Origin of the sequence: Coleofasciculus sp. FACHB-542, assembly GCF_014695825.1 — a bacterium.
In the GTDB taxonomy this organism is placed as follows: Bacteria; Cyanobacteriota; Cyanobacteriia; order Cyanobacteriales; family FACHB-T130; genus FACHB-T130.
The window spans coordinates 21958-47994 of the sequence record NZ_JACJPB010000021.1 but is presented as its reverse complement, the minus strand read 5'-3'; the positions used below and the strand labels follow the sequence as shown (position 1 = coordinate 47994).

Below are 26037 nucleotides of genomic sequence, written 5' to 3'. Positions count from 1 at the left end.
CTAACTCGGCATCCTAGACAGAGCAACCACCGATTTAGGAAAGCGACTCTTTAACGCGGGTATCACCGGACACGGTTTTTTCTCCTGTAAATTGTCTTGATTATTCCAGTTGAAGGTGTTCCAGCGGAAAGGTCCCTTTTGAGCAGCTGCCATCCAGAGTAGGCGCTTCGCTCGTGTCATCGCCACGTAGAGGAGGCGGAATTCCTCTGCGTTTTTGAGCTGTCCCGCTTGTTCCCAGGCTGCGGGTGCTGGGGGTAAGGGATATTGACCGTGGAGACTGGCGCGAATCTGCGCCCTAGCGACCTCTGCTAGGGTAAAATCGCCCAGGAATTGGGCAGCAGTAGGCACCCAAGGACTGCCGGGAATACTATCTTCGTGCAAAAACGGCATAAAGACATAATCCCAGTCCAATCCCTTGGCTTTGTGCATCGTAATGATGGTGAGTTGACCGGCGCGGACATAGCGGGCGTCTGTGTCCTCAGTTTCTACGGGTTCAAAGCGTTCGGAATTCACAATTTCGCTTAAGACTTCCAGAGTAGAACTCATGGAACTGTTGCCGTAGGTTTGTTGGGCGATCCGTTCGGCTAATTTATCCGCTGTGGCGAGTTCGGACGGGTCGTATTTTAAGGTGAGAGCGAGAAAGGTGGGCAATTGGTAGTGGGGCAGTTCCAAGCGGGCGCGAAGCAAACTGCGACAGTACCGCGCCGCCTGATGCACGGGCGGCGTTTGGGGAGGATCGAGCGGGCCGGGATAGAGAAATTGCTCTGGAAAAGTGGCGAGGGCGTTGAGGTCTTGGGTGGGAATCAGCTGGCGCTGTACGAGTACCTCTAGTGCGGCTTTTATATAGTCGGGGGAGTGGGGGCGATCGAGAAATTGTAAGAGGGCGAGGATTTCGGTGGGGACGTTAGAGTGGCGATCGCTCTGGGAAACGTCGTACACCTCAATCTTGTGCTGGCTTTGCAGATAACTCAGCCTTTCAGCCACAAATCGGGCTTGCCGATTTTCCCGCACCAAAACCGCCGCCCGCCCTTTGGGATTTTTCTCAAATAATTCGATCGTCCGTTCTCCGATCAGCTGGACGGTATGGTAAATGTCGCGGGGGGTATAGATTTCCAATCCTCGACCCGTTGGTTCCGGGTTGGCGTCAGATTGGGGATCTCCTGCGTCAACGGGATGAATGGTTTGGGGACGAAAGGGCAGTTCAGTTGGGTTTTGGGAGGATTTTGACGAAGTTGTTCCTCTACGGTCGGGTTTGCCCCCATAGGTGTGATTCACCCACTCCAGGACGAAGTTCGCGGCGTCAACAATCGTCTGGCTACTCCGACCCGCTCGATCCATCGTTGCCAAGCGTTCCTGGGCTTGGCAGGCTTCGCAGAAGCGACGGAAGTAAATCGGATCGGCAGGGGTGAAAGTGGAGTTAATCGCCTGGTTGGGGTCTCCCACGCGCACCAAGTTGAGGGCTGGGGAATTGCTGGCGGGTTGAGCGGCGAGAATTTCTAAAAGTCGGCTTTGGAGGGGGCTAGAGTCTTGGGCTTCATCTTCAAAGACGGCAAAGACTTGGTTTTGCCAAAGTTGGCGGGCGCTTTCGTTTTGCAGCACCCGCAGGGCACCGAGAATCATTTCGTCGTAGTCGATCAAGTCGCGCGATCGCAATAAAGCTTGATATTGCTCGTACAACCCGGCAGCGACGCTCAAAATTCCATAATCATCCGGCGTCTGTCTTGCCAGTTCCCACAAATTTTCCGGCAACAATCCAGAGCTTTTTGCTTCGTGAATTACCGTGTTTGCAAGACTGGGCAACACTTCGGTGCGTAAAACTGCCTGACGGCGCAACCGCTCGGTTTCTTCCCCATCAAATTGCAATCCCTCCAGCAGCGTGGAGTAGCGCTGAGGATTGTGAGAAATCCATCGCTCTACGCAGTCCCGAATTAAGCGGTGACTTTGGTTCGGAGAAACCAAAGTTACCGTTTCCAAATTCAAACCCGATAGCTCTGGATGGCGGGTAGCAATATTCAGTGCCAAACCGTGTAACGTATGGACAACAAAGCCAGTTTGCGGTAGTCGCAAATCCTCCCGCAGGCACTGCCGAATCTTGGCTTTAATATTTGCCGCAGCCGAGCGAGTAAAGGTGACAACGACTAAATAGCGTCGAGTATGCAATTGGTAACGAGCGATCGCTAATGCCGCCGCCACTGCCATCCCGGTCGATTTACCCGCACCGGGTACGGCAGAAACCGCCAAAGGGCCACCTCGCCAGTCAGCCATGCTTTGCTGCCCCGCTCGCAACCCATTGCGGAGTCGCTGCATTGCCTGTTCGCGCACTGCTGCTAGCGACACCTGAGCCAAATCCGGCACCATTTGGGCTGCTGTACCATCTGGGTGAATAAGATTATCGTCATTCATGGCTAATGGCTTGTGAGAGTTTTGAGTTGTAGAGTCGCGGTTTGTCGCGTCTAAGGTTTAAGTTTTGAGGTTTGAGTTGTAGAGTCGCGGTTTATCGCGTTTGAGGTTTGAGTTCCAAGAGAATTTTTTAGTTCAAAATTTAACACTTAAAACTTTTTACTAATTAGCAGCTAACAACAGAAAAACATGAATCGCCTAAAGTTCTTTCTACATTATTTAGCGCTAGCTGGGGTAATTGTCTTGGGCGCTGCTTTGCGGTTTTGGCATCTTGACCTGAAACCGCTGTGGCTAGATGAGGTGATTACAGGGTTATTTAGTTTGGGACGGACTTACAATGATGTCCCGCTCAACGTGGTTTTTCCTCTATCAACCTTAAAGCAAATTTTTACCCTGAAGCCAGAGGTTAGCTGTGCTGAAATTGCTCATACACTGGCAACTCAGTCTACCCATCCTCCCCTATTTTTTTGCCTGATGCACGGCTGGCTAAAAATACTCAGCCATGAGTACGGACACGGCGCTACCGTCCCCCTACTTCTTAGCACTGACTTGCGATCGCTCCCTGTGATTTTCGGAGTCGGCGCGATCGCGGCAATTTACTGGCTGGGTCGCATCGCCTTCTTCCCCGCTGTCGGTTTGATGACCGCCGCAATCATGGCGGTTTCTCCTTTTGGCGTCTACCTCTCCCAAGAAGCACGGCACTACACCCTCCCGGTGCTGTTGATTACCTTGGCACTGGTAGGATTCATTCAAATTCAGCAAGACCTGGAAAAAAATCGGCAGACGGGATGGCGCGTTTGGCTTGGCTGGGGAGTTGTCAACAGTATTGCCTTCTACGTCCACTACTTTTTTGTCTTGGCTTTCGTGGCGCAGCTGGTGACGCTCCTGACGATATTTTACTGGTGGCGGCGATCGCTTAAAATTCACACCTGGGTTGGGCTGAGTCTGACAATTTTGGGGATTGTACTCAGCTTTCTGCCTTGGTTGCCGGTACTACTGGGACATTCTGGACGTTCCGAAACCAGTTGGCTTCCGTCTCCCCATAATGTTGCGCCCTTATACCAAACTTTGGTCGGTTGGCTGCTGATGGCGATCGCCCTACCCGTAGAAAGTCAGCCTTTATGGATTGCGATTCCATCGGGGCTGCTGATGCTTCTGTTTGGCTGTTGGCTGGGAAGGCAAATTTATAATTTTTTTAAGGGAAAGAGGCAATTAACCGCCTCTGGAGGGCACACGCAGGTCAATCCAAGTCGCTTTAAAACCCTCTATTCCTCAGCAATTTTCGCCTTGGGTAGTTTCACTTTTTGCGTGCTGCTGCAATTCTTAGCCATTGTCTACCTGCTGGACAAAGACATCACCATTGCCCCTCGCTATCACTTTGTCTATTACCCAGCTTTGTGCGCCCTTTTGGGAGCTATCCTCACCATCGGGACTGCGGCAAAAGAATTGCCCACTGAAGATGCCCAAGAAAATTTTGATGGAAATGCACGAACTCAGCACCAAAGCCAAGATCCATACTTACTCCTGAGTCCTCAGTCCTCAGCTGTACTGCTAGTTTGCCTTCTCAGCAGCGTTTTTGTCGTTTTTAACCTGGCATTCTTAAAGCCCTTTAACCCCCTGCAAGTCTCCCACCATATGAACTTAGAACCGACCGTTCCTCTAATGGTTGTGGTGGGATACAACGATTCCCAGGATGTCGCTTTGGGGTTAAGCTTTGCCCTTGCTGTCGATAAAATCCGGGCACCTCGCGTCGGTGATTTTGAGCCGGAGGGCGAAAAAGCCTACTTTGCTTTCTTAAACGCGAAACCGAGTTATGATGCCCTTTGGCAAAATCTCTCTGCCATCCAAACTCCTTTGAAATCGCCACTGAATTTGTGGGTGGTTGCCCCTGGACTCAAGCGGGTCGATTATCCCCAGTCTTTGGCACTTGCCGAGCCAACGAGTTGTACGATTGACTCTACTCAGCACTACCGAATCGGGGTTCCTTATCAGCTATATCGGTGTCGTTAGCCAGTTTTGAGTTTTGAGTCTAGGACTTACGCACTAGGAACGGCAAAATGAACCGCGTAAGCCTTGCGAAGCGCGATCGCAATCCTAAATGATTATGAAGTCTTGGCTCTCTCTTCTTACTCTTCCTAAGCGCTAACGCGAACGCGAGGCTAACGCCAACGCTGTTCCTAAAAAAATTTACAACTCAAATAGGACTGCTATATCTTCGCTTTAGACAAGAATAAGAGTTTGAGAGAGTTTTTGCCTGAGTCCTGGAATTAAAGAATTCTCCTGTAACTCAAAACTCAAAACTCTGATTAGCCATTGGCAACTATTCTTCAATCTGCCATAAATCCTTAGTCATGTCTTCATCGACAATTTTCTTCGGACGCAACACTAGGATAATTTGTCCCAAGATGGGCACAGTAGGAGCATCGGGGAACCAGTGAAGTTGCAGCTCTCCTGACTGGTCAACGATAAAATAGCTGCTGTCATTCCATTCTTGTCGAGATCGATCGATGAGAACTAGAATTCCTTCCGGTTTGTTGGTATGTTGGCTGGGCAACTGGCTGCTGTTGCAGAGAATGACGACCGGGTCTTGTGCGTTCAAGACGACTTGCCAACCGGGTAGAGACACCCAAGATCCACTCCAAGAAGTTTGCACTAACCGGAACGGCTCAATTTGTTCCACTGGGGGAACTAATTGTAAGTCTGCGGGTGTCAAGGGCAGGGCACCCGCAACGGGTATCGTCCGAGGTAGTTGTTCGTCCTCGTCCAGTCGGTATAGGGGCAAAGAGGGGGCACGACGAGGGGCAGCACCGGCAATTCCTTCGGTTAGCAGCTGTTCGATTTGATTTCGGGCAGTTTGGCTGTGAGCAAACATTAAGCCGCGTGCAATAAAACGCGATCGCTCTTGCAAATTACTTAATTGTTTTGCCCGTCTCCAATACTGATAAGCAACTGCGTCTCCAGGATGGTCGGTAAATCCCTGCGGTAGAGTCCGCATCCGGGACAATTCTTTCACGTCTTTGGCGACTTCACGGGCAACATCGGCGTCGAGGTTTCTGGAGCGGATAAAGTCTGCCGCTGCGACCCGTTCTGGCTCAGTTAGAATCCGCAATTCGTATAAAATATCACTGCCAGTGCGAGAATAGTGCGATCGCACTTCTTCTACTGCCCCACCGTTGACCAAAGACGTATAGACCTGTGAGCCTACAATTACTTGATTCTGATGTATTGGCTCAAAGCCAGTTGCCTCAAAAATCGCTTGGGTACTGTAACCGGCTTTTTGCAATTTGGCACAGGCGTGTCCCCAGTCAACCCAGGTTCCTTCTTTACGTCGGAGCGAGAACAGCAAATCTTCAACATTCACGTTCGCTGACTCTGGTTGAAGGCTACGATCGGGAGTGTCTGCGGAAGGTGTTTCAGTCATAATGACCTCAAAAAGCTTTTCATCGCTATCAAGCGACCAGGAACGTTTTTAAATGTATCGCGTTCGGGTCACGAATAAATTTACATGGCAAGTTTAGTTTGAGGTCCGGTCTGTTTGACGCAAACCAGGAATTCCTAGTTATGTCATTTGTCCCGAAAGCGCTACTAAACAATCGGTCTTAAGATAGATGTTTTGTGTATCTGAATTTGCATTAACAAGTTGACCAAGAGTTTGTTGTATCGTTATGGACAATGCTATTCCAGAGCTTGATAGTATCAGCCGTCAGTTAATGAGCCTAGAACGCCCCAAGAAGCCCAAAATGTTGGTGGTAGACGATGAGCCAGATAATTTAGACTTGCTCTACCGCACTTTTCGACGAGATTTCAATGTGCTGAGAGCCGAAAGCGGTATTCACGCCCTGGAAGTGCTGGCGACAGAAGGGGAAGTAGCCGTGATTATCTCCGATCAGCGGATGCCTGAAATGAAGGGAACGGAATTTTTGAGCAGAACCGTGCCCAAGTTCCCGGATACGGTACGAATCATCCTCACGGGTTTTACCGATGTGGAAGATTTGGTAGAAGCGATTAATTCTGGACAAGTCTACAAGTACATTACCAAGCCTTGGGACCCCAACGAATTAAAGGCGGTAGTCCAGCGGGCAGCAGATACCTATGAATTGCTAAAGCAACGCACGGAGGAACTGCATCGCGCTCAAGCACAAACGGCACTGCTGGCAACGATTGTGCAAGTGGCTCAGGAGTCTCCCAATGTAGAGGCAACGCTAGAACCCATCGCCAGTGCCTTTGGCAGAAATTTCGCAGCAGATGGCTGTATTTTACAGCAGGTAGATGGCAATCAGCTGGTAGCGGCAAAAGGAACTTATAGTGCTGTAGGCGACACGGAAAACTGGCTGGAAAAAGACCCTCTGGTACAGGATGCGATCGCCTCTCGAAAACTTCAGGTTTGGGTAAATACTCCGGGAACGACTCCTCCAGCAAGTATCGAACAATACCAAGCTTCCGGTCTCCAGGCGCATCTAGCGATCCCGATCATCTATCGGAGCGACGTACTAGCGTTGCTATCCCTCCAGTGGAAACGACCCTGTAAACTACGCGAAGATGAGTTGAAATTCATTCACTTATCCGCCCAGCAGATTGCTCTGGTTCTAACCACGACCCGCACTCATCAGTAATCGTTAAGGGCTGATGGTAATTTCCTAATTAGCCATTAGCCCTTACCTGTTAGCAACTGAAACATCATGACCTCTGAGCATATTCAAGCCATCTTTGACCGCATTGCACCCGTTTACGACGAGCTTAACGATCGCTTAAGTCTCGGACAGCACCGCGTATGGAAGCTGATGACGGTGAAGTGGAGTCATGCGAGTCGGGGAGATATTTGCTTAGATGTCTGCTGTGGGAGTGGTGACATCGCCCAGCTACTGGCGCGACAGGTAGGGGAGAAGGGTCAAGTATTTGGGGTGGATTTTTCACCGGCGCAATTAGCGATCGCGAGAGAGCGATGGGAAAATAGGGGCACCCAAAAGGAGTGCCCCATCACCTGGATAGAAGGCGATGCCCTCAATCTCCCCTTCCCCGACAACCATTTCGACTGCGCCACAATGGGGTACGGACTTCGCAACGTCACCAATATTCCTCGATGTCTGGAAGAATTGCACCGCGTCCTCAAGCCGGGTGCCAAAGCCGCTATCCTAGACTTCCATCGTCCCAGCAATCGTTTCATGCGAAGCTTTCAGCAGTGGTATCTCGATACCATCGTCGTCCCAACCGCCAAAGAAATGGGATTGACGGAAGAATATGCCTACATTAGCCCTAGCTTAGATAAATTTCCCACAGGCAGCGAACAAGTGGATTTAGCTAGGAAAGCGGGATTTACCGCCGCTACCCACTATCAGATTGCGGGTGGGGTTATGGGCGTATTGGTAGTAACCAAAGCCTAAGATGGTAGTAGGGGGCAGCAGATGAGTTTTGAGTCATGAGTGTTGAGTTATGAGTTATAAATTGGGCCTAACTCAACACTTAAAATTCAACATTCATAACTTCCCTGAAAACGTAACCCCTGCCTAATTGGATCGCCGCCTTGAATTGGTCTAACCTCTGGCTTTACGTCAGTCCTCCGATCGTTGGTGCAATTATTGGCTATTTCACCAACGATATCGCCATTAAAATGTTATTCCGCCCCTATCGGACTCTTTACATCGGTGGGCGGCGCGTCCCTTTCACGCCTGGATTGATTCCCCGAAATCAGGAACGCCTAGCCAACCGGGTTTCTGACACGATTATGGGGTCGTTGCTGACGCCAGAAGAATTGCAAAAGCTGGCGCGACGACTGCTGCATACAGAACGGGTGCAAGGAGCAATTCTTTGGTTACTCCGATTGGCACTAGAGCAGGTCAAACCCGATGCCGAACAGAAAACCGCTAAAATTATGGCGGGAATTCTGCGGGATCTCCTGGGGGAATCGTTTCCCCGGCTGCTGAAAGTTTTAGCCCGCCGCGAGGATTTTCTGGAAGTCCAACTCAACCAAATTTTTGATAAGGTTTTGTTGGAATTTCAGCTCAGTGACGATCAGGCAAAGAAGCTTTCTGACTGGATATTGCAAGTGGTGCTACCACCAGATATTGTGCGGCAAGCTTTGATAGATTTCCTGACTGACCGCAATATTCAAGTCATTGATGAAGGCTTTCGGGCAAAGACGAGTGGCACTTACTGGGTAGTGGCGAATTTGTTTGGTCTTCGCAACACTCTGACGCGCCTGCGGACGTTTTGCCTGGATGAAAAAGAGGAAACAAATCAGCGGATAACAGAGTTGATTCTCTCTTTGGGAATTCGAGAACGTTTGCAGGAATGGCTGCAAAATCTCTCTTTACAGAATTTGCCGGTTTCGACGGTGCGCCAGTTGCGGAAAACGATGCGCGACAGCGTCCGCAGTTATATTCAAGAGCGGGGCGCTGATTTGTTGCAGGGATTGAGTGACTCTGTGGACTGGGAAAATATTGCTAAGTTAATCCTGGGTCGGCTGCGAACATCGCCTGCTGTCAACGCTTCCTTAGAAGTGGTTAGCAAAGAATTGGCTTTAATTTTAGAGCGCTATTTGGAGGAGGATCTGGAAAAAATTGTCGCTCAAGTAATTCCGATTTTGTCGATCGATCAGGTGATTATTGACCGAGTCAAGGGAACATCGGCGGCGGAATTAGAAATGGCAATTCAAGGCATCGTAAAAAGTGAATTGCAAGCAATTGTTAATTTAGGAGGCATCTTAGGGTTTGTCGTGGGTTTGTTACAGGGGGTTTTGCTGTTGCTGCGTTAAACTGTGCAAAAATTAACACGGTTCGTCTTGGAGTCTTTCGTAAGCTATGGCTTGGGCAGCTGGGCAGAGGTTATACGGCGATCGCTATATCATCGAAAGACCCCTGGGTCAGGGTGGTGTTGGGATTACCTATCTTGCTAAAGACAGAAAAGGCAATCAAGTTGTCATCAAGACGCTGAAGGACGATGTCCTCAACAACCCAGAACTCGCTTCTTTCCGGGATAAATTTCAGCGGGATTTCCGAGATGAGGCGCTACGCTTAGCCTTATGTCGTCACCCGCATATCGTACAGATTGACAATGCTTTTCAGGAAGGCTCGCTTCCCTGTATGGCGATGGAATATGTGGAAGGGGAAGATTTATGGAAGTGGGTGAACAGGTGGGGACTGCTGTCGGAAATAGAAGCACTGTGCTACATTCAGCAGATTGGTGAAGCGCTTACCGTCGTTCACGATAAAGGGTTGCTGCATCGAGATGTAAAGCCGCACAACATCATGCTGCGTTCTGGGAAATTAGAGGCAGTTTTGATTGATTTTGGGATTGCACGGGAGTTTATCCGGGATACTACCCAAGCTCATACTCAAGCTTTAACCCACGGTTTTGCACCGATTGAGCAATATGCTGAGGAAGCGAGGCGAGGCGAGTATACGGATGTCTACGCCCTCGCTGCAACTCTGTATTATTTACTCACGGGAAAGCGCCCGACTCCGGCTTTTGCCAGGGCGGCGAAAGTTCCCTTAGAGGCACCGAGACAAATTAATTCTAGTATTAGCGATCGCCTTGAGCTGGCAATTCTCCAAGGTATGGAGTTTGAACCAGAGAATCGTCCTGCTTCCGTGCAAGCTTGGTTGGATTTATTTAATTTCAGCAGTCTGAATCAAGATGCGGCGACGTTACCCATCCGAAACGTTGAATCAGTCATTACTACGTCTGACACCACGCTTCCCACGACAATGTTTGTTTCTTCAGACTCTCACAACAAGCTGAGTCCGGAGGCGGGGGAAAATTACCGTCAATTGCGGGATTTATTAGCAGCAGGGAAGTGGAGAGAAGCCGATATGGAAACGGCGGCGATTATGCTGAAGGTAGCCCGTCGGGACGAAGAATGGCTGGATTACGAACACATTGAATCGTTTCCAGGGCAAGATTTACGCACCATCGACACTCTCTGGGTAAACTACAGCAACGGACGCTTTGGCTTGAGCGTCCAGAAGCGGATTTACAACGAGTGTGGGAAAGATTTTGTCACGTTTGGCGATCGCGTGGGTTGGCGCGTCAACGAAACTTGGTTGTGGTGGAATGACCTCAATTTCACTTCCGATGCTCTCCCCGGACATCTTCCGGGATGGCGAGTTGGGGGTTCGGGGGGTGTTTGGGGTTGTTTTGTAACGGTTGGCGAGTCGCTGCTGGCGCGTCCCGATTTGTAAGCAGATCAACTCAAGAGCGATCGCTTTGTTTTGAAGCAGCTGGTTCGCAAGATTTCTGGAAATTAATTCTTAAACAAGTTGAATTTGAAAATTTTCCATTGCTTGTTTTTTCTGGGCATAGAGACTCCGCAACCTCCGCAATTGAGCCTCTGACAGCACAGATTTAATGACGCTCAGCAATTCCCCCCATCTGTACATTTCTGCCAAGGAAGGGGCTGTGTTTAGTTTCTGCTCGTAAAATTTCACCCAAAAGCCGGGGGCTTTATATTGATGCTTTCTCCAACGCTTGCGCCATCTGAGGAAATCTTTGGTAGTGGGTGTCTTTGCGCCTAAAATGGGTGGCAGATCCGCATAGCTGACAAACGTACTCACGCCTTTGCCAACAACGTGGATGACATATTGCCAACAGTCGATCCGATATATCTGTTCGGGGTTGAGGTTAAGCAAAAGCGCGATCGCTTCTTTCGTCACAAACCGAGCCAATTGATGAACAACCCTTGCTTCAGGCTGTGAGCTTGATATCATAATAATTAACTCCAATATCATGGAGTTTTTGTGGAATTAGCGATCGCTCTTCAGTTTCCGACGCCAAAGGGCGATCGCTTTTTACTGGATAAAATATTTTAGTCGAAATTTAAACTCTATGTCAAGAACAGAGTTAATAAAGTTGCGGATTAGGGAGTTTGCCGCCAAGGAAGGCTGGACGCTGAAGGAGGTTTCCGAACGTTCCGGAGTCTCCTACAGCACCATCAAAACTTATGCAGTGTCGCCGGGAATGGTGATGGCGGACTTAGCTGCTTTAAGAAAGTTAGCGCGAACCTTTGACGTGTTAATTGAAGATTTGTTGGAAGTGGTGCAAGAATAAGCGGCGTAACATTCAATAAAGTTTAAGTGAGCGATCGCGCTGTGGGGACATTTCTTGGTACTGTGTCAAAATGAACCCAAGCGTTTCAACATTGCAATCGATGGTTTGGGGCGGTGCAATTAATTTCAGCAGTAGGAATGGACTAGAGCAGACTGCAAGATTGACTAGCAGATGGAAATGGAAAGAAGCTGATAAAGAAACTGCGGCTGTTGTACTTAAAATAACCAATCGAAAAAGAAGGTTTGCTAGATATAGAAGCGATTAAAAAGATTCCCTATCCAGACTTTTGTACTATCGAAAAACTATGGTTAAGATCCAGCAACGAGCATTTTGGTTATAGCGTACAAAAGAGTATCTGGCAGAGTGTCGGTGGTAAGCTGCACGCTGGCGATAAAACTTGGCAAAGTTTTGGCGATCGCTTGGGATGGTTTGAACAAGGTTGGTGCGAATATGATGAACTTACCTTCAGCTTGGATGCACCAGCAGGACATCTTCCTTGGATGCGATCGCTTAATTTCTATCTTAATGGGGACGTGGGTTCTTCATTTTTAATTGTGGAAATGTCTTCTCTCGCGTCGAGACTGGCAACTTGTAGCCAAAAGTAATTTATAGCGGTTTGATAAGATTTGTAAAAGACGAGTGATGGGAAGCGATCGCTCTCTCTTGTCATCTAGTTTTCACAAGCGATCGCTTCTGGCAAGATAAGGAGAAGCGTCACATTCACAAAGGTCATCAGTTGCTATGCGTTTGAAGCGAATCCTTGGCTTTTTGGTGTTGTGTGCGGGTGTTAGCAGCCTCTTCATCTGGCAAGAAGGGCGATCGCTACCCGTCTCCCAAGCTCAACCTCCACCCTTGCCGGAGGGCGTGCGATCGCAGACTGATGTGCCCTATGTGCCAACGCCTAACGAGGTGGTGACAGCAATGCTAAAGATGGCTGACGTTACTCAAGATGATGTCGTTTACGATTTAGGTTCTGGCGATGGAAGGTTGGTTATCGCAGCCGCGAAGGAATTTGGCGCGAAGGGTGTCGGTTTCGAGATTAACCCCCGACTCATTCAGGAAAGTAACGAAAAAGCTAGATTAGCCAGTGTGAGCGATCGCGTGAAGTTTGTCGAGCAAGATTTGTTCCAAACTGACCTCAGCGAGGCCACCGTGGTGACGCTTTACCTGCTGCCTAAAGTGAACGTCCAACTGCGACCGAAACTCCTGCGCGAACTCAAACCCGGAACGCCCGTTGTATCTCACCAGTTCGACATGAAGGAATGGAAACCCGATCGCACTGAAGTGTTGCGGGTCGGTTCTCGCATTCATAGAGTTTTCTATTGGGTGATTCCCGCACAGGTAACAGGAACCTGGCAATGGAATATGCAATCCGTTGGCAGCAAAAACCCCTACACGCTGCAATTACGTCAACAGTTCCAAGAAGTTACGGGAACGGTGAGAATGAGCAATGACGAAATACCAATTACTGAGGCGAAATTAACCGGCGACCAACTGAGTTTTAAAGTTACACAGCCGAAGCAAGGGAAGCTAGTAACCATGCAGTTTAAGGGGCGCATTTCTGACAACACCATTATTGGAAGCGTGGATATATTAGGCGGTGCCAAAGTAGATAGACGCAACTGGTCAGCCCGACGCTAATACTAAATTGGTCAAATTCCTTTGATGCAAGAGTTTTAACTTTTACTCTAACGCGAGCAACAAAAGAGCGATAATTGCCCGAATTAAAGGAGTTAAACAGATTGTATCAGTCTGATGAAATGATAGTTAGCCTGCTTCGTTTCTCGGTGGGCACGTACCGTAACATTGTCTATAGAGTGTCATCCTTAGACCTCCTGCATAAATAGGAAAGCAATGTGCCAGTTAGCGATCAAGGTAAAGGAGAATCGGGAAAACTTTAGGAAGAAGGACGGCAAGAGGGAGTTAAAATGCCCTATAACGAATTAGAACATCTATCCGGTAGAAACTTTTTAGCGACTTCTGGCAAGATTAGGAGTCTTGAAGAGTCATATTGAACCAGCAGTCTCCCTGGCAGCTTCTCGCAGCCGCTCCACATCACGCATCGGTGGTGCACCAAAGAGCCGCTTGTATTCCCGGTTGAAGTGCGAGGCGTCATCATAACCCACATGGTAGGCAGCACTGTTAGCGTCAAGGTTTTGCCCCAGCATCAGACGGCGAGCTTCTTGAAGCCGTAGTTGCTTCTGAAACTGCAAAGGACTCATAGCAGTGACTGACTTGAAGTGATGGTGGAAGCCTGAGACACTCATTCCTAGATCGCGTGCGATGCTTTCAATCCGAAGCGGCTGGTTAAAGTCTTTGCGAAGTCGATCGACCGCTCTGGCGATGTGGTGAGTGTAGCCACCTAGAACGGCAATCTGACGCAGCCGATTTCCTTGCGTTCCCATTAGGAGTCGGTAGATAATTTCCCGTTTAATCAGGGGTGCAAGCACATGGGTTTCGGCAGGAGAATCGAGAAGCCTGACAAGCCGCACCACAGCATCCAACAAGTCTGCATCCAACGGACTCACGTCGATCGCTTTTACACTAGCACCCCGTTGCGCTGAGGGATAGCCTGCCTCAACCATAGCTGAGCCAACGAGGGTAGGGTCGAGATCGAGACGAAGACCTAGGTACGGTTTTTCCTGAGTTGCTTCTAGAATTTGGCTGGCAATCGGCAGTTCGACTGTCCCCAGCAGATAGTGCATCGGATCGTACTGATAGCGATCGCTGCCTAGCAGCACTTCTTTACTGCCCTGAGCGATCGCACAAAAGGCAGGAATAGAGACACTATGAAAGCATTCCGAAGGAGACGAGGTGCGATAGAAGTGCAATCCTTTCAGCAGCTCGATCGCTCCATCTTGACGAATCGCTTGGGCAATTCGCTCCCTTAGTTCCTCTCGGTTGGCTTGCGCTCGGTCTGCTTCACGCTTTGCCTGAGGGTTATTCATCAACGCTCTATCGGACTTTTCACTCGTTCTTGCAGCGTTCATTTCTGATGTCCGTTCAAATCGATTTATAGACACATCAAGGTCTAGAAAGGGTTTGGCAGCTAAGCCTGTATAAGAATCTAGCGCGGCTTGAATCGAAAGCGGTGCAAGTTTGCAGGATTGTACAACCATCCTAGACAATCGTCCTATTGCTTGCCTTTCAAGATTCCTAGAATGAGGTTAAAGCAATGAAACGTGATTCCGGCTTCTTGTAAGCGTCTGGATTTCTCTTCAAGAGAACACTCAGGTTTATTTGGTCAAGCGCTTCTTGCGATTGCACGAGAAGCATCCTCAAATCCACGGCAGGCATTGGTCGCTGTGGGAAAGCTTTGCACGGCTAAACACAAGCATGGAGGAATAGAAATGAAACGGCTCACGATACCTGTCATGGCATTTTCCTTATTAGCTTTGGGGTTTGCACAGGCAGGGCATACACAAGTCTCATCTGGCGATCGCCCACAGAGCGTAGAAATCACGCGGAATGGTTCGCAGCCTTCCACCGAAGGAGCAGCCGAATATTTCACGGGTTCTGTGAGTATCAATCCTCTTTTTCCGGTACACGATCCATCCCGTGCATCTGGTGCAAGTGTCACCTTCAAGCCAGGTGCCCGAACCGCATGGCATACCCATCCCCTGGGGCAAACTCTGATTGTGACGGCTGGAGTTGGCTGGGTTCAGCAATGGGGTGAACCAATTCAGGAAATCAAACCTGGTGATGTCGTCTGGATTCCACCGGACATAAAACACTGGCACGGAGCCACAGCCACCACAACCATGACTCACATCGCCATTCAGGAGGCGATCGACGGCACCGCTGTGGACTGGATGGAACAGGTCAGCGACGAGCAGTATGAAGGGAGATCCTGATGCTTTTAAGAGGGTTTCCCACCAAAGTAAAAAACGGTCAGAAGCGAATGCTGATTTTGCTTCTCGCCCTGGCGATGTCCCTGAGTTCCTCAGCCTGCCGTGCCGACAATAGTATGACCAGAAATGCCCCGTCAGAGATACCAACTGAACTATCAACCGAGCAGGCAAACAGGATGAAGATCAACATCCAGATCGGAAACAAGGTCGTAACAGCCACCTTGATTGACAGCAAAACCACTCAGGATTTTATTTCCCTGCTGCCATTAACACTGACGCTAAAAGATTACGCAAACACCGAAAAAATTAGTGATTTGCCAAGACGATTATCCACAGAAGATGCACCTCCGGGCAGCGATCCTGCGGTTGGAGATATTGCTTATTACGCTCCCTGGGGGAATTTGGCGATGTATTACAACGATTTTGGATACTCAAACGGACTCATTATTCTCGGAAAAATTGACGGTGACATCGAGGCATTGAATGTGCCTGGTTCTGTAAAAGTGACGATCGAGTTGCGATCGCAGTAAAGAGGGTACGAAATGAAACTGCTTGCGACGGCTATTGAGCCAAAGTGAACCCGCTAAATAAACCCACACATACGAACAAATCAATGAAACACCGCGTTCTAATACCAACCCTCTTGATGAGTGCAATCTGTGCAACGGCGGCATTTGCGCTCGACAAAACACACGTCTCACGTAAGAAGATATCCCAAGCACCCGTGCAGCAGTCCGCTGTGGTTGAGGGGGTAGACAACTTCTATAAGAGCGACAAGGTGACCATGCAGAAGGTTACATTCAAAAATCAATACAACATACAGGTTGCTGGGACTCTCTTCATCCCCAAAGCCTTGAATCAGAACGCCAGGAATCCGGCAATCATTGTCGGGCACCCAATGGGCGCAGTCAAAGAACAGAGCGCAAATCTGTATGCCCAAAAGCTGGCTGAGCAGGGATTCGTCACCTTGTCCCTCGATTTGTCTTTCTGGGGCGAGAGTGAGGGGCAGCCTCGCAACGTTGTTTCGCCGGATATTTATGCCGAGGATTTCAGTGCTGCGGTCGATTTTCTGGGCACTCGACCATTCGTTGACAGGGATCGGATTGGCGTTCTCGGGATTTGCGGCAGCGGGAGCTTCGTCATCAGCGCCGCCAAGATCGACCCGCGCATGAAGGCTATTGCGACGGTCAGTATGTATGACATGGGTGCTGCCGCTCGCAACGGGCTTAAGCATTCTACGACCCTGGAACAAAGGAAGAAATGGATCGCAGAGGCGGCCCAGCAACGCTATGCGGAGTTCACGGGCGGCGAGACCAAATACACAAGCGGAACCGTGCATGAACTCAATGAGAACTCTACCCCCATTGAGCGTGAGTTCTATGACTTTTACCGCACTCCTAGGGGCGAATACACCCCCAAAAGTTCGTCGCCGAAACTGACAACGCATCCGACGCTTACCAGCAACGTCAAATTCATGAACTTTTACCCGTTCGATGACATTGAAACGATTTCGCCTCGTCCCATGCTGTTCATCACGGGTGACAATGCACATTCTAAGGAGTTCAGCGAAGATGCCTACAAACGCGCAGCCGAGCCAAAGGATCTCTATATCGTTCCGAACGCGGGACACGTCGATTTGTACGACCGGGTGAACCTTATCCCGTGGGACAAGCTTGCATCCTTTTTCAATCAGCACCTCAGTCGGTAAGCGAGAAACTGGCAGGAGAATATATGCTACTCAACTCGAATGGAAACTTCACAGATAAGGTGGCTTTTGTCACCGGAGCAGCGAACGGCATCGGTCGAGCGACAGCGCTGGCATTTGCCCGTGAGGGCGCTAACGTGGTGGTCGCTGACATTTCAGAACAAGGCAATCAAGAAACAGTCCGCATAATTGAGGAACTCGACGGGCGGGCGGGAGCTTCGCTGCTGCCGAAGGCAATCGCCATCAGGTGCGACGTGACGCGAGCCGAGGACGTGAAGGCGGCTCTGGATAAGACCATTGAGATTTTCGGGCGACTGGACTTTGCCTTCAACAACGCTGGCGTGGAACAGAAGATAGCGGCGACAGCCGACCTTACAGAGGAGGAGTGGAACCGCATCGTCAACATCAACCTGCGCGGCGTGTTCCTGTGCCTAAAGCACGAAATCCCGCTGATGCTCAAGCAAGGGGGTGGCGCGATCGTGAATACCTCTTCAGGTGCTGGAGTCAAAGGCTTCAAAGGTCAAGCGGCTTACGTGGCTGCAAAGCACGGCGTGGTCGGACTGACCAAGGCGGCGGCACTCGACTACGCCTCACAAAACATTCGCATCAACGCTGTGTGTCCCGGAATCATCGACACCCCGATGATGGATCGCTTCAGCGGCGGCACTCCCGAAGGACGAGAACGAGTGATCTCGCAGGAACCAATTGGCAGGATGGGTCAACCCGAAGAGATCGCCAATGCCGTCATCTGGCTGTGTTCGGATGCGTCCTCCTTCGCTGTTGGGCACGCCCTGGTCATCGATGGCGGTCAAACGGTGTAGTGATGTGCAACGCCAACCCGATCGAACCCTAAACGCACGACAATAAAGCATTGTCGCCATCGTCTCCTTCACCGCCAACGGCGATGACTCATATCGCTACTCAGGAGGTACTCGACGCCAAGCCCTTAGACTGGATGGAAAAGGTCAGCAACGAACAATACCAGGACAGATTCAAGACCGAGTAGAAGTAAACCAGCTTATCTTCCAGATTGGAGCATCAATTTATGTACAACGCCAAAGCTTACTCCGCAGTCAGTGCAACATCACCGCTGGCCTCCGACACGATCGCACGGCGCGATCCTACGGAGCACGACGTTCAGATTGAAATTCTTTTCTGTGGCATCTGCCACTCCGACCTCCATTCAGTGCGGGACGAGTGGAGCGATTTCATGTCCACAACCTACCCGATCGTTCCCGGTCATGAGATTGTTGGACGGGTCACTCAGGTCGGCTCGGCAGTGACCAAGTTCAAGTCGGGCGATCTAGTGGGAGTTGGCTGCATGGTCGATTCGGATGGTCACTGTCCCAATTGCAAGGCTGGCTTTGAGCAGTTTTGCCAAAATGCGATCTTCACCTACAACTCTCCAGACAAGCACAAGACCGCTCCAGTTACCTATGGTGGCTATTCCAATAGCATTGTTGTCGATCAACGCTTCGTGCTGCGCGTTCCCCCAAACCTCGATCTAGCTGGAGTTGCACCGCTCCTATGTGCAGGCATTACCACGTATTCGCCACTCCGTCATTGGGGAGTTACAGAGGGTAAGAAAGTAGGTGTGGTCGGTCTGGGCGGATTGGGGCACATGGGCGTGAAGCTTGCTCATGCAATGGGAGCGCACGTTGTTGTCTTTACCACGTCCCCCGACAAGAAAGAAGACGCGCTCCGCCTGGGTGCCGATGAAGTTGTTGTTTCCCGCAATGCTGACGAGATGCAAAAGCACGCTGGTAGCTTCGATTTTATCCTCGATACCGTCGCTGCCAAGCACGACATTAATGCTTATCTCAACCTGCTGGACCTCGACGGTAACATCACCCTGGTTGGTGCGCCTGAAAAGCCTCTAGATGTCGCGGCATTTAGTCTGATTATGAGTCGCCGCAGTCTTTCTGGCTCTATGATCGGCGGCATCGCCGAAACCCAAGAGATGCTCGACTTTTGCGGTGAACACAATATCACCGCCGATGTTGAAGTCATCCCCATCCAGAAGGTCAACGAAGCCTACGAGCGACTGCTCAAGTCCGATGTGAAATATCGCTTTGTAATTGATATGGCTTCTCTGAAATCTGAATAACCGAGGTGAAACTTCGCAGGAGTACCAATGCAAACGCGCTTACGAGCGCTTGGTGAACAAGGACGCGCGCTATCACTTCGTCATCGACATAGCCCCGCTGAAGGCAGGCGCGTCGAACCGAAGCTAACCCGCTAGATAAACCCACACATACGAACAAATCAATGAAACACCGCGTTCTAATACCAACCCTCTTGATGAGTGCAATCGGCGCAACGGCGGCATTTGCACTCGACAAAACACACGTTTGGCGTAATAGCCCCCAAGCACTCGTGTAGCAGTCCCCTGTGGTCGAGGCGGCAGACAACTTCTATAGGAGCGACAAGGTGACGGTGCAGAAGGTTACGTTCAGAAACCAATACAATATGCAGGTTGCTGGGAATCTCTTCATTCCCAAAGCCTTAGATCAGAACACCAAGAATCCCGCAATCATTGTCGGGCACCCAATGGGCGCAGTCAAAGAACAGAGCGCAAATCTGTATGCCCAAAAGCTGGTTGAGCAGGGATTCGTCACCTTGTCCCTCGATTTGTCTTTCTGGGGCGAGAGCGGTCGTCGAGTCCGGGCGTGACGAGTATTTAGTCACATTGACGTCGTCGTCAACAACGTGGGGTATAGCCTGAGCGGCTAAGTTCGAGGAACTATCCTTATCCGAGATCGAGCGCCCGTTTGCGACCACCTTCCGTGGAAGCTCAACTCTGGAGAGCGACGTGACAACGAGTAAGCCTGACGAAATCCCCGAAGCGGTTCTTTGGCTTGATTCGGATGCGACTTCGTTTGTAATTGGACATGCGATGTCCGTCGATGGAGGATTTGTACGCTCCCAAACTGAGGAGGACGCTTCAGGGGCGAGACTGGCACTAATTTGACAACAGGATGCTTGTCTTTCGAGATCGTGACTTCTTCACCACGAAGTGCCACCTCAATTAATTTGGGCAGAGGTTGAGATGCCGCAGCGAGATCGATTTGCTGCATAAATCTAACCCTCTTTTTTATTCATCTTCCATCTTTTCTGAAAAATCCGTGTCTTGATACACTTGGTCAAGTGCCTGCTGTTGAGTCCGACGGGAAGGACGACGGTATTTTTTGGCTTCTAACCTGGGTTCGTATTGACTGTGCCCTTTACCCTTGGTTTTCATTTTCAGGGTGGCGTCGGGATCGGCTTGTTGGTTCAGATGAGTAGAAAGAGCGATCGCATCTTTCAGAAAATCTAGATAATGATCGTAACGTTCCCAATCCCCTCGCACCGCACAATTCGGCTCATCCCGATGCAGGCAATCACTAAATTGACATCGGGCAACCGCTAAGCGCTGGCGTGCTTCTGGGAAATAATGCACTAACTCTTCCGGAGTCGCATCCAAGTCTGGTTGGTTGAATCCAGGGGTATCTGCAATGAATCCGCCTGTCGGTAATTCAAACAATTCAACGTGTCGCGTCGTATGACGCCCTCGGCTGAGTTTGCCGGAAACTTCTCCGACGCGCAGATTGACGCTGGGAATAAGATAGTTTACGATGCTCGATTTCCCGACGCCAGAAAGACCCGCAAAAATAGTAATTTTATGATTTAGTTGATGCTGGAATTCTTCTAGACCTCGACCTGTGTGGACGCTGATAAATATCGGTTGGTAGCCCCATCCTTGCAAGCGATCGCGCCATTGGTTGAGTTGGTCAGTTGTCACTAAATCGCTTTTATTTAAGCAAAGGCAGACTTCTAAGCCAGTAGACTCTCCTTTTACCAGAAAACGACTCAATTGATAGGCATCCAACGTAGGTTCTTCTAGGGCAAAAACGAGAAGAATTTGCTGAGCATTTGCCACTGGAGGACGATCTAGTTCGCTTGTGCGGGGGAAAACTTCGGCGATCGCTCCCCGTCCACCTGCCCAGTCAGCTTCCTCAATCAGAACGCGATCGCCTACCATCACCTTCTGACCTATTTTTTTCAGCCTTGCCCGACGAGTACACAGGAGAAAGGGAGTTATCGGCGGGGTGTCAGATTCTAACTCCGGACTACTGAGGTCTAGTCGCACTTGATAGAAATTCGCCTGCACAGCCACCACCGTCCCAATTAACGGCGAAGATTCTTCGAACCGATCAACCGGATCTGGAAATATCTCCTCCCTCTCCTCTCCTGTCGGCGGTAGCGACGGAGGTGGTACAGAACTCATAGGGAAGCTGGACGCCTCACCCTCAGGGCAAAAAAGCCTGTGCGGTCTTCAGACGCAATGAATCGCGTCTCTTCAATTGTGTAGCCCGCCATCGCTAAACTATCAGGAACCTGCTCAATTGGCTCACCCGGATCTAGCCACACTTCTAATAAGGTACCGGGTGCCATTTGTTCTAGGCGGAGTTTAGTGCGAACGAAGTTAATCGGGCAAGGCGTCCCCCGCAAGTCCAGCTGAGCGTCCGGCACATCCGTTGCAGTCGCTGGATTGTCGATCACTTGAACAACCCTCCTAAAAATCCTTCTAAACCGCCTTTCCCAGTGCGATCGCCTTTGATTTTAGCCAGCTTCTCCAGCAGTTCCCGTTCTTCAGCCGTAATCCGATTGGGAATATCAATTCCTACATTAATCAGGTGATCTCCCCGGCTGACTGGGTTCCCTAGTTTGGGTACGCCATGATTTTCTAGCGTCAGCACCGTATTCGGTTGCGTTCCCGCCGGAATTGTTAACTCTACCGGCCCATCTACTGTATTCACTTCCAGACGGCATCCTAAGATCGCCTGCAAGTAGCTAATCTTAATCTCTGACAGGACGTTAATCCCATCCCGATGAAACTCTGCGTCTTCCTCAACAAACAAATAGACGTACAAATCTCCCGGAGGCCCACCGCGCAGACCAGCGTCTCCTTCTTTAGAAACGCGTAGCCGGGTTCCATTATCTACCCCTGGAGGGATAGTAATTTTAAGCTTTTTCGTCTCCTGTTTGCGACCGACGCCTCCGCAAGTTTCACACTTGTCCTCAATTACCTGTCCTTCACCGTTACAGGTGGGACAGACAGAGACTTGGGTAAAGCTACCAAAGGGAGTCCGTGTCGCACGACGCACTTGACCGGAACCACTGCAAGTCGGACAGGCTCGCGGTCGCGTTCCCGGCTTGGCACCTGCACCGCTACAGGTAGCACAGGTTTCTAGATGGGGAATCCGGATTTCTTTTTCGCCCCCAAAGACGGCTTCCCGAAATTCCAGCTTTAAATCTAACCGCAGGTCGTCACCGCGAACGGGACCGCTACGTCTGCGAGCAGCCGTTTGACCCCCGGCACCCCCAAACCCACTGAAGAAGCTTTCAAAAATATCGGCAAAGTTACCAATATCGCCTAAGTCTGGGCCAGCTCCGACACCAGAAGCCACCCCGGCTTCTCCATAGCGATCGTAGCGAGTCCGGGTTTCTGGTTCCGAAAGGACTTCGTATGCTCGATTGATTTCTTTAAAGCGTTCTTCCGCCCCTGGCTCTTTATTGACATCCGGGTGATATTTCCGGGCCAGACGGCGATAGGCACGCTTAATTTCCTCTTTGTCTGAGTCACGGGAGACCCCGAGAATTTCATAGTAGTCGCGGGCCATAGAACGCTGCTTCTTTAGGGGTTAAGGGTTAGGAGAACGGAAAAATGAAAACTTTAGATATCCTTCAATTTTTCATTTTTCCTTTTTTATTTTTAATTGATTTAGTCAACTGGCTCGTAGTCAGCCTGAACGGTATTATCGTCATCAAATCTAAAGTCATCGTCATCGGGTGTGGAGTCAGGCGCTTCACGAAACTCTGGGGATATGCCACTTTCCAAGCTTTCGTAATCATCCGGTGTCTCGCGTCCGCTGGCTTGCTGGTACACGGCAGCACCAATCGCAAACAGTGTCTGCTGAAAATCGTCAATCTGTTGTTTGATCTCCTCAACACTAATTGAGGGGTTAGCCAGCGCCGCTCGCACCGCTGTAGCCTTCTTATTTGCCTGCGTTTTGATATCCTCTGCAACCAGCTCCCCGTTATCATTTAACGTCGATTCATAGCTGTAGAACAGGCTATCAGCCTGATTTTTCAGCTCCACTACTTGCATCCGACGCTGGTCTTCTTCGGCATAGGTTTCAGCTTCGTGCCGCATCCGTTCGACTTCGCTGGCACTCAAGCCGCCGGTATTGCTAATCCGGATACTCTGCTCTCTCCCAGTGCCTTTGTCTTGAGCCAATACTTTGAGAATTCCATCAACGCCAATTTCAAAGGACACTTCAATTTGAGGGATGCCTCTGGGAGCGGGGGGAATTCCTGCTAGGAGGAATTTGCCAAGACTTTTGTTATCTTTCGCCATCGCCCGCTCACCCTGTAAGACGTGAATTTCCACGCTGGTTTGTCCGTCGGTGGCGGTGGAAAAAACTTGGGATTTCGTCGTGGGAATTGTGGTGTTGCGCTCAATAATTTTTGTAAACACTTCTCCCAAGGTTTCAATGCCCAAGCTTAGGGGGGCAACATCCAATAGCAGCAGATCCTCGACTTCGCCGCTTAAGACGCCTCCTTGGATCGCTGCTCCCAGCGCCACTGCTTCATCCGGGTTGATCGACCGATCGGGTGCTTTGCCACCAAAAAACTTCTTAATCGCATCTTGAACGGCAGGAATTCGAGTTGAACCTCCCACCAGGATGATCCGGTCAATCTCATTGGCTGTCAAACCGCTGTCTTTGATCGCCTGAGCTACAGGCTCAATGGTACCTTCCACCAAATGGTTGACGAGTTCTTCAAACTGGGCGCGGGAAAGTTCCATCTCTAAATGTTTTGGCCCGGTTTCATCGGCGGTGATGAATGGCAAATTGATGGAGGTGCTGCCCATGCTGGAAAGTTCGATTTTGGCTTTCTCTGCTGCCTCTCGCAACCGCTGGAGAGCCATTTTGTCGGTTCCCAGGTCGATGGAATCTTGCTGTTTGAAGTTTTCGATCATCCAGCGGACAATGCTGTTGTCAAAGTCATCTCCGCCTAGATGGTTGTTTCCAGAGGTAGCTTTGACTTCAAAAACACCGTCACCCAATTGGAGTACGGAAACGTCGAAGGTGCCGCCCCCTAAGTCAAACACCAGAATGCACTGCTCTTCATCTTGTTTATCTAAGCCGTAGGCAAGAGCAGCTGCCGTGGGTTCGTTGATAATCCGTAAAACTTCCAGTCCGGCAATGGTACCGGCATCTTTCGTCGCCTGCCTTTGGGCGTCTGTGAAGTAGGCAGGTACGGTGATGACTGCCTGGTCTACCTGTTCGCCAAGAAAGTTTTCTGCATCCTGCTTTAGCTTTTGCAGGATCATCGCTGAGATTTCTTGGGGGGTGTAGTTGCGTCCCCGAATTTGGACATCGACGGTATCATCGCGACCTTTGATACAGGTGTAGGGCACGCGCGATCGCTCTACTTCGGTGTCATCCCAGCGGCGACCGATAAAGCGTTTAATGCTGTATACCGTATTTTCGGCATTGGTGACAGCTTGCCGTTTCGCTAGCTGACCCACTAGGCGATCGCCGCCCTTGCCAAATCCCACGATACTTGGGGTCGTTCTCCCTCCTTCTGTGTTAGAGATGACGATGGGTTGACCCCCCTCTAAAACAGCCACGCAACTATTGGTCGTGCCCAAGTCGATGCCAATGACTTTTCCCATAGCTAGCTGTAGTAAAGGTTTACAGGATTTGTTAAGTAGCCGTCGAATTGCTTGTCCGAAATGGTTCGGACCCGGCACCAGATTTCCATCAATTTGATTGTAATTTCTGACGCCTTCAACCGTCGATGCAGTGCATCAAACTCCATTAACTTTCGCCAGAAAGCGGATGACCTTCCTCTGAGGTTACCACGGGCTCCATACCAGCAGCAACTTTGACTAGGGCGTGGCGCAAGACGCGATCGCCCAAGAAATAGCCGCGCACCAGCTGTTCGATCACGGCTCCTTCTGGATATTCATTCGTTGGTTCCCGCATCACGGCTTCGTGGAGATTGGGATCGAAATCTTGACCCTCCGGACGCATGGGAGATACTCCGATGCGCTTGAGAGCGTCTGCCAGCTGTTTGTAGACACTCTGGTAGCTTTTGTGAATGCTCCATTCTCCATCAGTTTGCGGCTTGATCTGCGATCGCGCCCGCTCAAAATTATCCACTACGGGCAGTAACTCAGTAATGGTTGTGCACTTGATCTGCACCTCCGAGTCTTCCTTCTCTTTGAGAGTCCGCTTGCGGAAATTTTCAAAATCTGCGGCTATCCTCATGTACTGAGTTTTGAAAGAGTCACACTGTTGCGTGCGCTCTTCCACTTGCGCTTTTAAAGCCTCCACTTCCCGCGTCAATGCTTCTACAGCCGCTGTGTTGCTGGCTGCTTCTGCGTTACTTTCGTCTCCGCTGGCTCCGGAGGTTGCACTGGCATCTGATACCACATCAGATGTTTGGCTTGTGCCATACACTGACGCCTCCCCTAATGGTTCTCCATTTAAGGTTCCCGTTTCAGATAATGGTTCATTCCCCATTTCCTGTGCCACCGCCTGGTTATCAACCATTGGAGGTGAAGTATTGTCTTGCTGATTTTCTTCCTCGTTCATTGGGCTATCATCCCAGCTAAGAGACTGCTCGCGCTCATTTTAATGGGTAGTCCTGTCGATGTCGCCACTACCACCTCCCGTTCTGTATCAGGTTGGTGTCTCACCACTCCCTGAGTTAGGGATGGAGAGAAGAGGCGCATTGCCACAAAACTTTCCCCTTTCTAGAATCATAGTGTGCCCAGGCATCCTGCCAATACTCTTTAAAGCTTTTGGCTTGACTTTCTGACAAGGCTTGGGTGGGAAAACCGTATCAACACGCCAACCCTACATTGTGCCAAGCTATGCCATCTGCTGGCATTTGCACAGAATTTTCTTTATAGAAGCAATTGCCTACTTTCCGATTGTAACGTCATCTTCACGAATTTCAGGATAGCCATTGAGCGAGTGGGCG

The 26037-nt window shown here is 50.2% G+C and carries 23 protein-coding genes and 1 pseudogene; 14 read left to right on the top strand and 10 right to left on the bottom strand.

Going from position 1 to position 26037, the window contains the following annotated elements; genetic code table 11:
* Nucleotides 1-2358 carry an ATP-dependent helicase gene (locus H6F52_RS05725; RefSeq protein ID WP_190436609.1) on the bottom strand — a complete coding sequence of 786 codons (2358 nt, stop codon included), beginning with the start codon at nucleotides 2356-2358 and terminating at the stop codon, nucleotides 1-3.
* A 231-nt stretch (nucleotides 2359-2589) separates the two neighbouring features.
* On the opposite strand from H6F52_RS05725, the gene H6F52_RS05720 reads away from it, so the two are divergent.
* Entirely contained in the window at nucleotides 2590-4410 is a 1821-nt protein-coding gene (locus tag H6F52_RS05720; protein WP_190532687.1) for a glycosyltransferase family 39 protein, read from the top strand.
* 310 nt (nucleotides 4411-4720) lie between these two features.
* Here H6F52_RS05720 and H6F52_RS05715 read toward each other — a convergent pair whose 3' ends face one another.
* Nucleotides 4721-5821, bottom strand: coding sequence for a RuBisCO accumulation factor 1 (locus H6F52_RS05715; RefSeq protein WP_190413806.1), 1101 nt, complete (start codon nucleotides 5819-5821; stop codon nucleotides 4721-4723).
* Between the two features lie 244 nt (nucleotides 5822-6065).
* On the opposite strand from H6F52_RS05715, the gene H6F52_RS05710 reads away from it, so the two are divergent.
* The 4 genes from H6F52_RS05710 (at nucleotide 6066) to H6F52_RS05695 (ending at nucleotide 10577) form a co-directional block, all read left to right on the top strand.
* Entirely contained in the window at nucleotides 6066-7013 is a 948-nt protein-coding gene (locus tag H6F52_RS05710; protein ID WP_190413807.1) for a response regulator, read from the top strand.
* Nucleotides 7014-7079: 66 nt separating this feature from the next.
* On the top strand, nucleotides 7080-7781 hold the full coding sequence (gene ubiE, locus H6F52_RS05705; RefSeq protein ID WP_190532684.1) for a bifunctional demethylmenaquinone methyltransferase/2-methoxy-6-polyprenyl-1,4-benzoquinol methylase UbiE: 702 nt from the start codon (nucleotides 7080-7082) through the stop codon (nucleotides 7779-7781).
* 140 nt (nucleotides 7782-7921) lie between these two features.
* Entirely contained in the window at nucleotides 7922-9151 is a 1230-nt protein-coding gene (locus H6F52_RS05700) for a DUF445 family protein (protein WP_190532681.1), read from the top strand.
* 46 nt (nucleotides 9152-9197) lie between these two features.
* Nucleotides 9198-10577 carry a serine/threonine-protein kinase gene (locus H6F52_RS05695; protein WP_190532678.1) on the top strand — a complete coding sequence of 460 codons (1380 nt, stop codon included), beginning with the start codon at nucleotides 9198-9200 and terminating at the stop codon, nucleotides 10575-10577.
* A 69-nt stretch (nucleotides 10578-10646) separates the two neighbouring features.
* Here the strand turns inward: H6F52_RS05695 and H6F52_RS05690 are convergent, their stop codons facing one another.
* Nucleotides 10647-11102 carry a hypothetical protein gene (locus tag H6F52_RS05690; protein WP_190532675.1) on the bottom strand — a complete coding sequence of 152 codons (456 nt, stop codon included), beginning with the start codon at nucleotides 11100-11102 and terminating at the stop codon, nucleotides 10647-10649.
* 118 nt (nucleotides 11103-11220) lie between these two features.
* On the opposite strand from H6F52_RS05690, the gene H6F52_RS05685 reads away from it, so the two are divergent.
* The 3 genes from H6F52_RS05685 (at nucleotide 11221) to H6F52_RS05675 (ending at nucleotide 13083) form a co-directional block, all read left to right on the top strand.
* Complete coding sequence (locus H6F52_RS05685) at nucleotides 11221-11442, top strand: helix-turn-helix transcriptional regulator (protein WP_190413812.1); 222 nt, start codon at nucleotides 11221-11223, stop codon at nucleotides 11440-11442.
* A 242-nt stretch (nucleotides 11443-11684) separates the two neighbouring features.
* The gene (locus tag H6F52_RS05680; protein WP_190532671.1) at nucleotides 11685-12047 is read left to right on the top strand and encodes a GUN4 domain-containing protein; all 363 of its coding nucleotides are present in this window, start codon (nucleotides 11685-11687) and stop codon (nucleotides 12045-12047) included.
* Nucleotides 12048-12183: 136 nt separating this feature from the next.
* Entirely contained in the window at nucleotides 12184-13083 is a 900-nt protein-coding gene (locus H6F52_RS05675) for a class I SAM-dependent methyltransferase (RefSeq protein WP_190532669.1), read from the top strand.
* A 365-nt stretch (nucleotides 13084-13448) separates the two neighbouring features.
* Here the strand turns inward: H6F52_RS05675 and H6F52_RS05670 are convergent, their stop codons facing one another.
* On the bottom strand, nucleotides 13449-14432 hold the full coding sequence (locus H6F52_RS05670; RefSeq protein WP_190532846.1) for an AraC family transcriptional regulator: 984 nt from the start codon (nucleotides 14430-14432) through the stop codon (nucleotides 13449-13451).
* A 360-nt stretch (nucleotides 14433-14792) separates the two neighbouring features.
* Here H6F52_RS05670 and H6F52_RS05665 point away from each other — a divergent pair, with 360 nt between their 5' ends.
* The 6 genes and pseudogenes from H6F52_RS05665 to H6F52_RS26350 form a co-directional block, all read left to right on the top strand.
* Entirely contained in the window at nucleotides 14793-15296 is a 504-nt protein-coding gene (locus H6F52_RS05665) for a cupin domain-containing protein (RefSeq protein WP_190532843.1), read from the top strand.
* Nucleotides 15296-15823 (top strand): cyclophilin-like fold protein, encoded by a 528-nt coding sequence (locus tag H6F52_RS05660; RefSeq protein WP_199300422.1) that lies wholly within the window; start codon nucleotides 15296-15298, stop codon nucleotides 15821-15823. The genes H6F52_RS05665 and H6F52_RS05660 overlap by 1 nt, the downstream gene beginning before the upstream one ends.
* Before the next feature lie 83 nt (nucleotides 15824-15906).
* Nucleotides 15907-17001: an alpha/beta hydrolase gene (locus tag H6F52_RS05655; protein WP_190526917.1), complete on the top strand. Its 1095-nt coding sequence runs from the start codon at nucleotides 15907-15909 to the stop codon at nucleotides 16999-17001.
* A gap of 23 nt (nucleotides 17002-17024) precedes the next feature.
* Nucleotides 17025-17819 (top strand): SDR family oxidoreductase, encoded by a 795-nt coding sequence (locus H6F52_RS05650; RefSeq protein ID WP_190532666.1) that lies wholly within the window; start codon nucleotides 17025-17027, stop codon nucleotides 17817-17819.
* Nucleotides 17820-18043: 224 nt separating this feature from the next.
* Nucleotides 18044-19105, top strand: coding sequence for an NAD(P)-dependent alcohol dehydrogenase (locus tag H6F52_RS05645; RefSeq protein WP_190413822.1), 1062 nt, complete (start codon nucleotides 18044-18046; stop codon nucleotides 19103-19105).
* Nucleotides 19106-19266: 161 nt separating this feature from the next.
* Nucleotides 19267-19650: pseudogene (locus H6F52_RS26350) on the top strand (alpha/beta hydrolase); the annotation flags it as partial.
* A 77-nt stretch (nucleotides 19651-19727) separates the two neighbouring features.
* Here H6F52_RS26350 and H6F52_RS05635 read toward each other — a convergent pair.
* From H6F52_RS05635 to grpE, 6 genes are all read right to left on the bottom strand, one after another.
* Nucleotides 19728-20075: a hypothetical protein gene (locus tag H6F52_RS05635; RefSeq protein WP_190436270.1), complete on the bottom strand. Its 348-nt coding sequence runs from the start codon at nucleotides 20073-20075 to the stop codon at nucleotides 19728-19730.
* Nucleotides 20076-20092: 17 nt separating this feature from the next.
* Nucleotides 20093-21265: a small ribosomal subunit biogenesis GTPase RsgA gene (rsgA, locus tag H6F52_RS05630; protein WP_190532663.1), complete on the bottom strand. Its 1173-nt coding sequence runs from the start codon at nucleotides 21263-21265 to the stop codon at nucleotides 20093-20095.
* The gene (locus tag H6F52_RS05625) at nucleotides 21262-21537 is read right to left on the bottom strand and encodes a sulfurtransferase TusA family protein (RefSeq protein WP_190413870.1); all 276 of its coding nucleotides are present in this window, start codon (nucleotides 21535-21537) and stop codon (nucleotides 21262-21264) included. Before H6F52_RS05625 ends, rsgA begins: the two co-directional genes overlap by 4 nt.
* Nucleotides 21537-22661, bottom strand: coding sequence for a molecular chaperone DnaJ (dnaJ, locus tag H6F52_RS05620; protein WP_190526929.1), 1125 nt, complete (start codon nucleotides 22659-22661; stop codon nucleotides 21537-21539). Before dnaJ ends, H6F52_RS05625 begins: the two co-directional genes overlap by 1 nt.
* 101 nt (nucleotides 22662-22762) lie before the next feature.
* Entirely contained in the window at nucleotides 22763-24721 is a 1959-nt protein-coding gene (dnaK, locus tag H6F52_RS05615; RefSeq protein ID WP_190532660.1) for a molecular chaperone DnaK, read from the bottom strand.
* Nucleotides 24722-24866: 145 nt separating this feature from the next.
* Nucleotides 24867-25646, bottom strand: a complete 780-nt coding sequence (grpE, locus tag H6F52_RS05610; protein WP_190532658.1) for a nucleotide exchange factor GrpE — start codon at nucleotides 25644-25646, stop codon at nucleotides 24867-24869.
* Between the last annotated feature and the right edge of the window lie 391 nt (nucleotides 25647-26037).